Raw genomic sequence first — 13,968 nt, forward strand, 5'->3', positions numbered from 1 at the left:
GGATCAGTCCGCCGCAACCGGGCCCTTGGCGGGTTGCGGGCGGCGGGTGAGCCAGACCATGAAGGTCAGCGCGACGCACAGCCAGGCCGAGAGGCGGAACAGGTCGGTCGAGGCGAGCAGATAGGCCTGCCCGACCATCTGCCGCGTGATCGCGCCGGCCGCCTGGACGTCGGTCAGGCCGAGACCGTGGAGCGCGTCGCGCGCTGCCTGGAACGGCGCGCCGCTGCCGACCGCTTCGGACAAATGGCTCTGGTGCAGCGCTTCGCGCCGGTCCCAGGCGGTGGTGGTGATCGAGGCGGCGAAGCTGCCCGCGGTGATGCGCGCGAAGTTCGAGATGCCCGATGCCGAGGGGATGCGCTCCGGCGGGATGCCGTCGAGCGAGATGGTGATCATCGCGAGGAAGAAGGTGCTCATCGCCACGCCCTGGACGAGCAGGGGCAGCATGAAATCCCATTCACTGGCGCCGGTCGTGTAGCCTGCGCGCATATAATAGGAGATGCCGAACGCCACGAAGGAGATCGAGGCGAGGATGCGCGCATCGACCTTGCCCGAGGCGCGGGCGACGAAGGGCGTGAGGATGACCGCGACCACCCCGCTGGGTGCCGCGACCAGACCGGCCCAGGTCGCGGTGTAACCAAGTTGAGTCTGCAGCCAGAGCGGCAGGATGAGCGTGTTGGCGAAGAACACCGCATAACCGAGACAGAAGGCGATCGACCCGAACAGGAAGTTGCGGTTCTTGAACAGGGTCAGGTCGACCGTCGGGTTGGCGTCGGTCAGTTCCCAGATCACCCAGGCGGCGAAACCGATCACCGCGATGACCGCCATCACCACGATGCGGGTGGAGTTGAACCAGTCGTCATTCTTGCCGAGATCGAGCATCATCTGCAGCGAGCCGACCCAGAGGACGAGCAGGATCAGCCCGACTTGGTCGATCGGCAGTTTGCGCGTCGGGGTCTCGCGCCGGCGCAGGCTCTGCCAGCAGATAAAGGCGCAGAACAGGCCGACCGGCACGTTGATCAGGAAGATCCAGCTCCAATGATAATTGTCGGAGATATAGCCGCCCAGGATCGGCCCCATGATCGGCGCGACCAGGGTGGTGATCGACCAGATGCCGAGCGCGGTGGAGCGTTTCTGCGGTGGGAAGATCGCGATCAGCAGCGCCTGGCTGCCCGGGATCATCGGGCCCGACACCGCGCCCTGCAGGATGCGGAAGCCGATCAGCGAGGGGAGATCCCAGGCGATGCCGCAGAGGAAGGAGGCGAAGGTGAAGAGCAGCACCGAGACGCTGAAGGTCTTCACCACGCCGAAGCGGCCCATCAGCCAGCCGGTCAACGGCACGGCTACGCCGTTCGCCACGGCGAAGGCCGTCACGATCCAGGTGGAATTGTCGCTGCTGACGCCGAGATTGCCGGCGATCGTGGGCAGGGACACATTGGCGATGGTCGAATCGAGCACCTGCATGAAGGTGCCGAGCGCCAGCGCGAACGCGGTCAAGGCTAGCGCGCCGCCCCGGAGCGGCGCCTGGGCGGCGCCGGACATCAGCGGTTCGCCGCGATGATCTGCGCGATACGCGCCTCGACCTTGGGGTCGCCGCCATCGGACGCGCCGTCATGATAGACCTGCCGCGCCGGCGCACCGACGCGCGCGCCGCTGGCGTCCGCGGTGTCGATCGTGGCGTTGACCGAGAGGCCGACGCGCAGCGGATTGCGCTGAAGTTCGCCCCGGTCGAGCGCGATGCGCACCGGCAGGCGCTGCACCACCTTGATCCAGTTGCCGCTGGCATTTTGCGGCGGGAGCAGCGCGAAGGCGCTGCCGCTGCCGGCGCCGAGGCCGATGACGCGGCCATGATAGACCGTGCCGCTGCCATACATGTCGGCGGTCACCGTCGCGGGCTGACCGATGCGGATATCCTTCAGCTGAGTCTCGCGAAAATTGGCGTCGATCCAGACGCGGTCGAGCGGGACGACCGCCATCAGCGGCGTGCCGGCCGCGACCTGCTGGCCGAGCTGGACGGTGCGCTGAGCGACGACGCCGTCGATCGGCGCGATGATGTGCATATGGCTGTGCGCGATGGCGGCGCGACGATAGGCCGCGATCGCGGCGAGCACTGCCGGATTGGTCGAGACGGTGGTGCCCTGCACGCCGGTGCGCGACTGGGCCTGCTGGCTGCGCGCGAGCGCGAGATTGGCCTGGGCGACCTTCACCGCATCGGCGGCGTGGCTGAGTTCCTCGCCCGAGACGGCACCTTCGGCGGCAGCGCCGCGACGGCGGGCAAGGTCGTTCTGGGCGCGCTGAAGCTCGGCCTGTGCCTGGCCGACGACGGCACCGGTCTCGTTGAGCTTGGAGAAGTCGGACCGGGTCGAGCGGACCGCCCGGGCCAGCTCGGCCTCGGCAGCGGCGAGGCCGACATCCACCGTCGCAGGATCGAGATCAAGCAGCGGCTGGCCGGCGCGGACCGTCTGGGTGTTGTCGGCATGGATGGCGAGGATGGTGCCGGGGTCACGCGCCGTGATCGAGACCACGTCGCCCGCGACATAGGCGTCATCCGTCTCCTGCTCGGGCTTGGCGAGCACGAAATGGAATACGCCCCAGATGATCGCCGCGATGGCGATGAGGATGGCGAGGATGGTCAGCCCGCGGCGACGCGCATTGGGGTTTCCGCGGACGGGCGGCGCCGGAGGAGCGGCGGGCTCGGGAGCGGCCGGTGCCTCGGCGGGCACTTCGATCTTTTCCATCTTGGTCATTTCGGGTCCTTCGGATCGAAGCCGCCGCCCAGCGCCATGACCAGCGCGACCCGCTGGCTGGCGGCATCGGCCGCGAGATTGGCATCGGATTGCTGCGCGTCGAGCAGCCGCACGTCATTGTCGACAAGGCCGAGGCGGGATTCGAGCCCGCTCGACACGCGGATCGTGTTGAGGCGTCCGGTCTCGGCGAGGCCGCGCACGACCTCGGCCTGGCGCGCGCGATCCTCGGCGAGGCTGCGGATGCGGGTGAGCGCATCGGCGGCTTCGCGAACGGCGCCAACCACCTTTTCGTTATAGTCGGCGATCGCGACATCGACCCCGGCAGTGGCGCCCGCGAGGCCTGCGCTCAACCGGCCATTGTCGAAGATCGGCAGATGGATCGCGGCGCCGCCGCCCACCGTGCCGGCATCGGCGTTGAAGAAATTGCCCACCCCGATCGCCTGCAGACCGACCAGCGCCGACAGATTGACGTCCGGGTAGAAAGCACGGCGCGCGGCCAGCCGGCCCTGCGACGCCGCGTCAATCCGCGCCAGCGACGCGGTGACATCGGCGCGCCGGGCGAGCAGGTCAGCAGGGATCGTCGCGGGCAGCGACAGGGCCGCATCGAGCTGGAGCCGCGCGGGAGCGATGGTCGCGGGATAATCCACACCACGCCCGGCCAGCGCGGCGAGCGCATTCGCCGCGAGTTCGCGTTGCGCCGTGGCGCGGACCAGCGCCTGCTGCGCCTGGGCGAGCAGAGTCTGCGCCGCCTGCGCGTCGAGATCGCTTGCCAGCTTGTTGCGGATACGGATCTGCACCAGCCGGAGCGAGCCCTGGCGGGTGGCGATGGTCTGCTGCGCCAGCGCCGCGAGGCGTTCGGCGCGGGCGAGCTCGATATAGGTCTGCACGACCGACCCGGCGAGCGCGAGGCGGGCGGCGGTCGCATCGAGCATTGCCGCACGCGTCGAGGCGCGCGCGCCGGCGATCACGGCCTTTTGCCGGCCGAAAAGGTCGAGGTTCCAGTTCAACCCGGCCTGGGCCTGGCCGATGAACCGCGTGGTGCCGGCGAAAGGCGGCGGGATCTGGTAGCGGCCGCTGAGACGGGCGACCTGCGCCTGGGCGTCGAACGCCGCATTGGGGCCGTCATCGGCGCGCTGGCTGGCGAGGATCGCGCTTGCCTGACGCACGCGCGCGAGCGCCGCATCCAGCGTCGGATTGCCCGCCTGGGCATCGGCGACCAGCCGGTCGAGCTGCGGATCGCCGAACGAACGCCACCAGTCATCGGCGATCGCCGGGAAGACGGCGTCGGTAGCACCGGTCAGGCCAAGCGCGGAATCGGCGATGGGTGCGACTTCGGGCCGCGACGCGGGGATCGCGCAGCCTGCAAGCAAGGCAGTAGTGGCGAGCGCCAGGGCGGTCAGGCGCATGATGGGTCTCCGACACTGGTCTCGAGCGTCGTCCGCAGGCGCTGGAGATGGCCGATCAGCTGCGCCGCATCCTCCGGCGACCAGTCGGCAAGCCAGCCGTTCCACAGATCGACCACGCCGTGCATGCAGCGCTCGGCGACCTGCTGACCTTTCTCCGTCAACACGAGATTGATCACGCGCCGGTCGCCTTCGTCCCGGTCCCGCGCGAGGAAGCCGCGCTCCTCGAGCGAGTCGACCAGACGCGTCGTGGCACCCTTGTCGTGCCCGAGATCGTGCGCGAGCGCACGACAGGTAAGGCCGCGGGCGAGCCAGATCGACACCAGCGCGGACCATTGCAGGTGCGTGACATCCTCCGCGACGAAGATCGGCTCGAGCCCCAACTGCGCAGCCTGGAAGATGCGCTTGGTCAGATAACCGACCGAGATGTCGGGGTTGAACTCATCGTGCGTGTAGATCGGCACGTCGTTGCTCCAGCAATGGTTGCTGCGGCAACTAATAAGCCCGCCACCTCGCCGTTTCAAGTGAGCGGCGCGGGGAAAATTTCGAGTCATGCCTTGGTATGAGGGACGGACGGAGACGCAGGTTCGATGTATGGAGGGAACCACTAGGGCCGCCGGCCAGTTAAGCAGGACAGGGGCCGGGATGGCCGGGTTGTGCCTGAACCACACGCAACCCGCCCGATAGGCACCGCAGGGCAGGTATTTTATTCATTCGCGCCGGGGGACAGGCTGTTTTGCGTTCAAGCTCAAGCTTAGTCCTGTTGGCTAGCCTGTATGCCGTTACGCAGCCTGTATCCGCACAGCGCCGCCCCGATCCGGTCGAGCAGGCGCGCAAGGACCAGCAGGATCAGGCGGCCAAGGCCGATCCCGCCGCGCCCGCCAGCAGTGATCCCATCATCCCGGAGTCGCAATTCCAGGAAGCGTTGCCGCCGATCGACGGGGAGCTGAACCAGCCGCTGGCACCGATCGAGAGCATCGATGCGATGCCGGCCGCGCCCGCCACCCAGCCGACGGCGCCGAGCCCCGCCGCGCCGCAGACCGTCGCCGCGCCCACCGCCGAGGATCCGGCGCTCACCCAGCCCCTGCCCCCGCTCGCCGGCTTCGACGTCGAGCCGCCGCCCGCGACGACGCAGACCGAGATTGCCGACACCCCGCCCGAGCTGCGCTACTCCGTAAAGGTCGAGGGGCTCGACGCGGTCAATCTCGAAGGCCCGTTCCGCGCGCTCTCGGCGCTCGACAAGGGCGACGGCAAGGGCGCCAATGGCGCGGTGATTGCCGCACGGGCGAAGGAGGATGAGGGGCTCGCCCAGCGCCTGCTCCGCTCCGAGGGCTATTATGACGGCGTGGCCTCCTCGCTGGTCGAGCCGGTGCAGAACCAGCCCGGGCGAGTCACCGCGACGATCAGCGCCGCACCCGGCACGCGCTACACGCTCGGCTCGATCGTCATCGAAGGGCCGGAGACGGTGCCGCCGGGTCTGGTGCGCAGCGCGCTCGCCCTGCGCACCGGCGATCCGATCGTCGCGAGCGCGATCGAGGCCGCCGAAGGCGGCGTCGCGCTGCAATTGCCGCAACAGGGCTATCCCTTCGTCAAGGTCGGGCAGCGCGACATCGAACTGGACGATGCGAGTCATCTCGGCGCCTATACGCTGCCGGTCGAGACTGGGCCGCGCTCCTCGTTCGGCACCTATTCGACGACGGGCAAGCTCGCCTTCGACGCGAAGCACGTCGGCATCCTCGCGCGCTTCAAGCCGGGCCAGCTCTATGACGACCGGAAGGTCAACGACTTGCGCGAGGCGCTGGTCGCGACCGGCCTGTTCGACAGCGTCGCGGTCGAGCCGCGCCAGACCGGCCGGACGGCGGCCGACGGCACCGAAGTGGTCGACCTGCTCGTCACCCAGAATGCCGGCAAGCCCCGCCGTCTGGCCGCGACCGCGGGTTATTCGACGGGCGAAGGCATCAGGCTCGAGGCGAGCTGGACTCACCGCAACCTGTTCCGCCCGGAAGGGTCGCTGACTTTCAGCGGTACCGCGGGGACGCAGGAACAGGGGCTCGCCGCCACGTTCCGCCGCGCCAATGCGGGGCGCCGCGACAAGACCGTATTGTTCGGCGTCACCGCCAACCGGCAGGACTTCAAGGCGTACAAGGCGCTGACGATCGGCATCAACGGCAAGATCTCGCTCGATTCTACCCCGATCTGGCAGAAGCGCTGGACCTGGGCGTACGGCTTCGAACTGCTGGGATCGCGCGAGGACACGTTCCAGCCGGCCAGCGGCACGCGCGCCTATCAGAATTACGGTATTTTCGGCCTGAACGGGCAACTCGCGTTCGACAGCACGAACAGCCTGCTCGATCCGACCAAGGGTTTCCGCGCGATGGTGCGCATCAGCCCGGAGACGTCGCAGACCGAAGGCAGCAACTATCGGTACGCCCGCGCGCAGGTGGACGGCAGCACCTATTACCCGGTCTCCGACAGCCTGGTGGTCGCCGGGCGCGTGCGGGTCGCTTCGATCGCCGGCGCGCCGCGCGATGCGATCGCGCCGTCGCGGCGGCTTTATGCGGGCGGCGGCGGATCGGTGCGCGGCTTCGGCTATCAACAGCTGGGCCCGCGCGACACCAATAACGATCCGGTCGGCGGGCGCAGCCTGGTCGAGGGCGCGATCGAGGCACGGTACCGCTTCGGCGACTACGGCATCGTGCCGTTCTTCGATGTGGGCCAGGCCTATGCCTCGACTCAACCGAAGTTCAGCGACCTGCGCTATGGCGTCGGTATCGGCGCGCGTTACTACACCAATTTCGGGCCGGTACGGTTCGACGTCGCGACGCCGTTGGGCCGGCGCAAGGGCGAAGCGAAGGTCGCGATCTATATCTCGATCGGGCAGGCCTTCTGATGGCCGAAACCGAGGTCGAAACCGTGGTGCCGCGCCGCCGCTTGCCGGTCGGGCGGATCGCCAAATGGGTGGCAATCACTGTCGCGGCTCTGCTCGCGCTCGCCGTGCTGGCGGTGTTCGCGCTCAATACCGATCCGGGCCGGCGATTCCTCGCTGGCAAGCTGACCGGCTATGAGACGGCGTCCGGCATCAAGGTCGAATTCGGCCGGCTGGAGGGTTCGCTCTACGGCAAGCTGACCATCCGCGACCTGAAGATCAGCGATCCCAAGGGCGTGTTCGCCACCGCGCCGCGAGTCGATCTCGACTGGCGGCCCTTCGCCTTCATCCGCAACCATGCCGATATTCGGTCCGCCAGCGCGCCGCTGATCACCCTTGCCCGCCTGCCCGAACTGAAAGTGGTGCCGAGCGACCCCAACGCCCCCACCCTGCCCGACGTCGATATCGATATCGGCAGACTGAAGGTCGACCGCCTGGTGCTCGGCGCGCCCGTCACCGGCACGCGGCGCCTGATGACACTCGATGCCGTCGCGCATATCGCCGATGGCCGCGCGCAGATCACCGGCAACGCAGCCGCGCTGGACGGCGGCGACCGGCTCGCGCTGGTGCTCGATGCGGTGCCGGATCAGGACCGGCTGATCGTCGATGCGCGGCTCGATGCGCCGGCGGGCGGAATCGTCGCGGGCATGGCGGGTCTCAAACAGCCGCTCGTCGCGCGGATCGACGGGCGGGGAAGCTGGTCGTCCTGGCAGGGCAAGGCGCGGGCGCTGCTCGGCGGCCAGCCGCTGGCCGCGCTCGATCTCACGGCACGCAACGGCACCTTCACCGCGCGCGGACCGCTTCATCCCGGGCTGATCCTGGCCGGGCCGGTCGAGCGGCTGACCGCGCCGGCACTGCTGGTCGATCTGACCACGACCCTGGCGCAGCGGCGCGCGAACACGAAGCTGTCGGTCAAGTCCGACGCGCTGGCGGTCACGGCGAACGGCATGATCGATCTGGCGCAGAGCCGCTTCGAGGGATTGCAGGTCGAGGCGAGCCTGCTCACCCCCGGATCGATCGCGCCGAACCTCAACGGGCGTGACGTGCGCGCGTCGCTGCGGCTCGACGGCGCCTTTGTCCGGCCGCTGGTCGACTACAAGATCAGCGCCGCGGCGATCGGCTTCGACAAGACCGTGGTGCAGGGCCTCTACGCCGAAGGCCGCAGCCGGGTCGATGCCGACCGCATCATCGTGCCCGTCACCGGCCGCATCGCGCGCGTCACCGGGCTGAACGCGGCGGCCGGCGGCTTGCTGACAAAGGTGACGATCAACGGCGAGTTCGCGATCTCCGGCGACACGATCCTGTCGGACAATCTGCGCATCCGTTCGCCCCAGATCGATGCCACCGCGATCGTCGTCGCCGACCTGTCGACCGGCATCTACCGCGCCGGGCTGAAAGGGCGGATCAACGATTACCGGATCGACGGCGTCGGCATCATCAACCTGACGACCGACATGAACCTGGTCACCGTCCCGTCCGGCGGCTTCGGGCTGAAGGGAAGGTTCGGCGTCACCACGGTGAAGCTCGACAATGCCGGCGTTCAGAACTTCCTGGGCGGACGCGCGGTGATCGTCGGCAATCTCAGCTTCGATCCCAAGGGCGTGTTCCGGGTCCAGAACCTACGGGTCGCGGCGCCGAGCTTCCGCCTCACCGGCGGCCAGGGCAGTTATTTGCCCGACGGCCGCATCGCCTTCACCGCGCAGGGCCATTCGACTCAATATGGCCCGCTGGCGGTCGCCATATCGGGCACCGCCGAGCGCCCGCTGATCAAGCTGCGGGCGAGCCGGCCCAATGTCGGCGTGCAGCTCAGCGATGTCGTGGCGACGATCCGCGGAACCGGGACCGGCTATGCCGTGGTCGCGACCGGCGGCTCGCCTTATGGGCCGTTCAACGCGGACGTGCTGATCCGCACCGGTGGCGGGCCGCTGACCATCGACATCCACCGCGCGCGCTTCGCCGGGGTCGGTTTCGCGGGCACCGTCCGCCAGGCGCCCGCCGGGCCGTTCATCGGGAAGCTCACCGCCAATGGGTCGGGCATCACCGGCACCGTCACTTTGTCGGCGGTCGGCAAGATCCAGCGCGCGCAGGTCTCGGCCCGGGCCAATGGCGCGCATATCCCCGGCCAGGCCAAGCTGGTGATCGAGCGTGCGATCGTCGAGGCGACGATCACCCTCTACACCAAGGCGCCGGAGATCCTCGCCGATGTCCAGCTCGCCGGCGTGCGCCAGGGCAGTTTCTTCCTCCAGGCGGCGCGCGCCAAGGTGAATTACCAGGGCGGGCGCGGCACCGCGCAGATCGTCGCCAATGGCCAGAGCGGCGCGAGCTTCCGCATCGCCGCCAACGCCCAGCTCTCGCCCGACCTGTACCGGGTCGCGGCGCAGGGCCAGGTAGGCACTGTGCCCTTCCACCTCGCCCAGCCGGCGATAATCCGGAACGAGCACGGCATCTATGTGCTCGCGCCGGTCGCGATCGTCGTGCCGCAGGGGCAGGTGCGGGTGGCCGGTCGCTATGGCAAGACGCTCGAGCTGCAATCGCGCTTCGACAATTTCGATCTCGCGATCCTCAACACCTTCGCCGCCGGCGCGGGCACCGGCGGCCGGGCGACCGGCAGCCTGGACTATGTCCAGGCCGGATCGGGCGTGCCCCGCGCCGACCTGCGCGTCGACATCCGTAGCTTCACCCGCTCCGGCGCGGCGGTCGTGTCCACCCCGGTCGACATCTCGGCGCTCGGCACGCTCCGCCCCGAAGGCGGCGCGCTCGCCGCGCTGATCAAGCGCGGCGGTGCGACGATCGGGCGGGCGCAGCTGCGGTTGCAGCCGGTCGGCGGCGGCGACTGGATGACGGCGCTGATGGATGCCCCGCTCGGCGGCGGCATCCGGTATAACGGACCGGCCGACGTGCTGTGGAGCCTGTCGGGCCTGGCGAACCAGACGCTCACCGGGCAGATCGGCATTGCCGCCGATTTCTCCGGCCGTATCTCCAGCCCGCAGCTGACCGGGCTGATCCGCGCCAATGCGCTGGCCTATGATAACGAGACCTATGGCACCCGCATCAGCGCGATCAAGCTGACCGGACGCTTCACCAACGACCGGTTCGAGATCAGCGAGTTCACCGGGCGCGCCGGCAAGGGCACCGTCTCAGCACGCGGCAGCGTCGGGTTCGGCTCGGACGCGGGCTTCCCGATCGATGTCCGGGTGACCTTGAGCAATGCGCAGCTCGCGCGCAGCGACGCGCTGGGCGCGACCGTCTCGGGCGAGATCGCGGTGACCAACAGCAAGGCGAATGGCGGCCTGATCTCCGGCACCCTGAACCTGCCCGAAGTGCGGTACGAGATCATCCGCCAGGGCGCGGCCGAAGTCGCCGAACTGCAGGGGGTGCGCCGCAAGGGCACCAGCCGCGCGCAGGCCGCGCGCGATGCGGCCGAAGCTGCGGCAGGCGTGCCCAGCCTGTTCAAGCTCGACCTGCGCATCCGTGCCGACAACCGGCTGTTCGTGACCGGCATGGGGCTGGAAAGCGAATGGAGCGCCGACCTGCGGGTGGGCGGCACCTCGGCCACGCCGGAGGTGATCGGCAATGTCGACCTGGTGCGCGGCACCTATAATTTCGCGGGCAAGCGTTTCGATCTCGACCAGGACAGCATCATCCGCTTCGAAGGCGGCCCGGTGACGAACCCGAGCTTGTCGATGCGGGCGACGGCGACTCTCTCCGGCACCGCGATCACCATCAATATCGGTGGCCGGGCGCAGAACCCGCAAATCACCTTCACTTCCTCGCCCAGCCTGCCGCAGGACGAACTGCTCTCGCGCATCCTGTTCGGCAACTCGATCACCGAGCTGTCGCCGATGCAGGCGATCCAGCTCGCCTCGGCGCTCAATTCGCTGCGCGGCTCGGGCGGCGGGCTCAATCCGCTGGGCAAGCTGCGCTCCGCCTCGGGCATCGACCGGTTGCGCGTGCTGGGCGCGGACGAGGCAACCGGGCGCGGAACGTCCGTCGCCGCGGGCAAATATATCTCCAACGATATCTATGTGGAGATCGTTACCGACACGCGCGGCTTCACCGCGACCCAGATCGAGATCGCCTTGTCCAAGGCATTGAGCATCCTGAGCCAGACCGGCGGATCGAACGGGACCGCGATCAACCTGCGCTATTCGAGGGATTATTGACGGGCGGCTTGAGGCGTAGAGCCGAAACCCATACCGTCTCCGTTCGTCCTGAGTAGCCATTGAGCTTGTCGAATGGCGTATCGAAGAACAGGCGTCATGCGCTCCAACTGTCCTGCGATACGGGTCTTCGACTTCGCTCAGCCCCTACTCAGGACGAACGGTTTGCTCCTTGCACCTATTGATCCAACTGCCTGTCAGCACTCCACCACGTTGACGGCGAGGCCGCCCAGGCTGGTTTCCTTGTATTTGGAGCGCATGTCCTCGCCGGTCTGGCGCATCGTCTCAATCGCCTGGTCGAGGCTGACGATGTGGGTGCCGTCCCCGTCGAGCGCGAGATAGGCGGCGTTGATCGCCTTGACCGCGCCCATCGCGTTGCGCTCGATGCAGGGCACCTGGACGAGCCCGCCGATCGGATCGCAGGTCAGGCCGAGATTATGCTCGATGCCGATTTCGGCGGCATTCTCGATCTGGGCATTGCTCGCGCCGAGCACCGCCGCGAGGCCGGCGGCGGCCATCGAGCAGGCCACGCCGACCTCGCCCTGGCAGCCCATCTCCGCCGCCGAGATGGAGGCGCGGGTCTTGTAGAGCATGCCGATCGCCGCCGCAGTCGACAGGAAGATGCGAATGCCCTCGCGCGTCGCGGGACCCTCGAACGTCTCGTAATAGCGGATCACCGCGGGGATGATGCCGGCGGCGCCATTGGTCGGCGCGGTGACCACGCGGCCGCCGGCGGCATTCTCCTCGTTCACGGCCAGCGCCCAGAGGCTGACCCATTGGATGGTATGCGACGGGGCGCCGCGTTCCGAGCGGGAGATCAGCGCTTCGTGCAGCCCCTTGGCGCGGCGACGCACGTTGAGGCCGCCCGGCAATATGCCACCCTTCACCATGCCGCGATCGATGCAGGCGCGCATCGCATCGGCGACGCCGTCGAGCAGCGCGTCGGTCTCGGCCGCGGTGCGCCAGGCAGTGTCGTTGCGGCGAACCAGCTCGCTGATCGAGATATGCTCTGCCTCGGCCGCCAGCAGCAGCTCGTCACCCGACGTGAAGGGATGGCGCACCGCGACATTGCCAAGCTCCGGTCGTTCCCCGCCGCGCCGGATGGTGCCGCCGCCGACCGAATAATAGCGTAGCGTCTGCGACGTACCGTCCGGGAACCAGGCAGTCAGATCGAGGGCATTAGGATGTTCCGGCTCGAAGCGTTCGGGATGGAAATCGATCCCGCCCTTGCCGTCCAGCGCCACCGCATAGCCGCCCTCTCCGCCTCCTCGCCCGAGCGGCAGCGCATTGTCCGTGCGGAACCCGGCGACCAGCGCCGCCGCCGCTTCGGGATCGACTGTCTCCGGCTCCCAGCCGGCAAGGCCGAGCAGGACCGCGGTATCGGTGCCGTGCCCGATGCCGGTGAGCGCCAACGATCCGTACAGGCTGCAACCGACCCTGGTCGCGCGTTCCGGCAGGGCGAGGATGGTCCGCGCGAAATCCGCCGCGGCGCGCATTGGCCCGACCGTGTGCGAGCTGGACGGGCCGATGCCGATGGTGAACATCTCGGCGATGCTGATCGGGCGAAAGCGCGGGTCGGGAAAAGTCGAGGTCGCGAGAGGTGAGGTCACCGGGGCATGCTCCTGTCAGGCGCTGCGCGCGCCGTTGCATGCCCCCTCTGTCCCTTTGCCTGAGATCGCTATCCCGTCGGCGGGTGCCGTGGCACCACTCTCCAGAGTGTCTGTGTCGCGCGGTCCTTTTGCCTGAGAGTTTCCGGGGCGGTTGCTCCTTCGGCGCCGGCCAAAGCCGATCTCTCCCGTGCGACCGCCGATAGGTGAGCGAGTGCCCGCGCCAAGTCAATCGCCACGCTGGTCAGGATGCCCAGACCGCGCGGGATTCCTCGACAGGAGCTTCCCACCCGTCGACCAGGGACTGGACGAGCGCCCGGTCGTCCGGCGTGGCCGGGTTGTAGACGATCAGGCTGAGGTCCGGCCGGCCGTCCACCGCGAAGGCGGAATATTCCAGGGCGATCAGGCCGACCTGGGGATGGCGCAGATGCTTGGTCCCGTCGCCATAGGTCCGCACTTCATTGTCCTGCCACATCGAGGCGAATTCGGGGCTCGACCGGCAGAGTTCCTCGACCAGCGGCGCGACCTCGGCGTCGGCGCCGGCGCGCGCGGCATCGATCCGGAAGGAGCTCACGACGAATCGCGCCACCGATTCCCATTGCGGCTGCGCCGCGCGGACTCGATCGTCGCAGAAGATCAGGCGCAGGATATTGCGCTGGCCGGGCGGGATCGTGCCGTAATTGGTGAGGACCACCGCCGCGGCGCGGTTCCAGGCGACGACGTCCCAGGTCGCGGTCCGCACGATGGCGGGACTGCAGGTCAGCACGTCGAGCAGCCCCTGCAAGCGCGGCGTGATCGGATCCCCGCCGCGATACTGGGCCGCGGGCGGGCGGCCGAGACCAAGCAGGAACAGATGCTCGCGCTCGACCTCCGTCAGGGTCAATGCCGCCGCGATGCGATCGAGCACGTCGGCCGAGGGTTTCCCACCACGTCCTTGTTCAAGCCAGGTATACCAGGTCGGGCTGATATTGGCGCGCTGCGCCACTTCCTCGCGGCGCAACCCCGTGGTCCGCCGCCGCCCGGCGAACCCGAACGAGGCGGGATCGAGCCTGGTGCGCCGATTCCGGAGATAGGTGCCGAGCATGTTGTCGTCGGACATGGCTGCCCATCCAGTTAGTGTTTATACCA

The 13,968-nt window shown here is 68.5% G+C and carries 8 protein-coding genes and 2 riboswitches; of the genes, 2 read left to right on the forward strand and 6 right to left on the reverse strand.

The window, feature by feature from the left end; genetic code table 11:
* Positions 1-3: 3 nt before the first annotated feature.
* The 4 genes from ACZ1I2_RS19990 to ACZ1I2_RS20005 are packed head-to-tail and all read right to left on the reverse strand — an operon-like array spanning position 4 to position 4,611.
* Positions 4-1,539 (reverse strand): DHA2 family efflux MFS transporter permease subunit, encoded by a 1,536-nt coding sequence (locus ACZ1I2_RS19990; protein ID WP_465176094.1) that lies wholly within the window; start codon positions 1,537-1,539, stop codon positions 4-6.
* Positions 1,539-2,744, reverse strand: coding sequence for an EmrA/EmrK family multidrug efflux transporter periplasmic adaptor subunit (locus tag ACZ1I2_RS19995; RefSeq protein ID WP_465176093.1), 1,206 nt, complete (start codon positions 2,742-2,744; stop codon positions 1,539-1,541). Before ACZ1I2_RS19995 ends, ACZ1I2_RS19990 begins: the two co-directional genes overlap by 1 nt.
* Positions 2,741-4,150: an efflux transporter outer membrane subunit gene (locus tag ACZ1I2_RS20000; protein ID WP_465176092.1), complete on the reverse strand. Its 1,410-nt coding sequence runs from the start codon at positions 4,148-4,150 to the stop codon at positions 2,741-2,743. Before ACZ1I2_RS20000 ends, ACZ1I2_RS19995 begins: the two co-directional genes overlap by 4 nt.
* On the reverse strand, positions 4,141-4,611 hold the full coding sequence (locus ACZ1I2_RS20005) for a MarR family winged helix-turn-helix transcriptional regulator (RefSeq protein WP_465176091.1): 471 nt from the start codon (positions 4,609-4,611) through the stop codon (positions 4,141-4,143). The genes ACZ1I2_RS20000 and ACZ1I2_RS20005 overlap by 10 nt, the downstream gene beginning before the upstream one ends.
* Before the next feature lie 299 nt (positions 4,612-4,910).
* Here ACZ1I2_RS20005 and ACZ1I2_RS20010 point away from each other — a divergent pair, with 299 nt between their 5' ends.
* Positions 4,911-7,037: an autotransporter assembly complex protein TamA gene (locus tag ACZ1I2_RS20010; RefSeq protein WP_465176090.1), complete on the forward strand. Its 2,127-nt coding sequence runs from the start codon at positions 4,911-4,913 to the stop codon at positions 7,035-7,037.
* Positions 7,037-11,236, forward strand: coding sequence for a translocation/assembly module TamB domain-containing protein (locus ACZ1I2_RS20015; protein WP_465176089.1), 4,200 nt, complete (start codon positions 7,037-7,039; stop codon positions 11,234-11,236). The genes ACZ1I2_RS20010 and ACZ1I2_RS20015 overlap by 1 nt, the downstream gene beginning before the upstream one ends.
* A 194-nt stretch (positions 11,237-11,430) precedes the next feature.
* Here the strand turns inward: ACZ1I2_RS20015 and ACZ1I2_RS20020 are convergent, their stop codons facing one another.
* A complete protein-coding gene (locus tag ACZ1I2_RS20020; RefSeq protein ID WP_465181672.1) occupies positions 11,431-12,777 on the reverse strand; it encodes an L-serine ammonia-lyase in 1,347 nt (448 codons plus the stop codon).
* A 109-nt stretch (positions 12,778-12,886) separates the two neighbouring features.
* A riboswitch (glycine riboswitch) is annotated at positions 12,887-12,952 on the reverse strand.
* Position 12,953: 1 nt separating this feature from the next.
* A riboswitch (glycine riboswitch) is annotated at positions 12,954-13,041 on the reverse strand.
* Positions 13,042-13,084: 43 nt separating this feature from the next.
* Positions 13,085-13,939 (reverse strand): helix-turn-helix transcriptional regulator, encoded by an 855-nt coding sequence (locus ACZ1I2_RS20025; protein ID WP_465176087.1) that lies wholly within the window; start codon positions 13,937-13,939, stop codon positions 13,085-13,087.
* Positions 13,940-13,968: the final 29 nt, after the last annotated feature.

The organism is Sphingomonas sp. BL-S-29 (genome assembly GCF_055521495.1).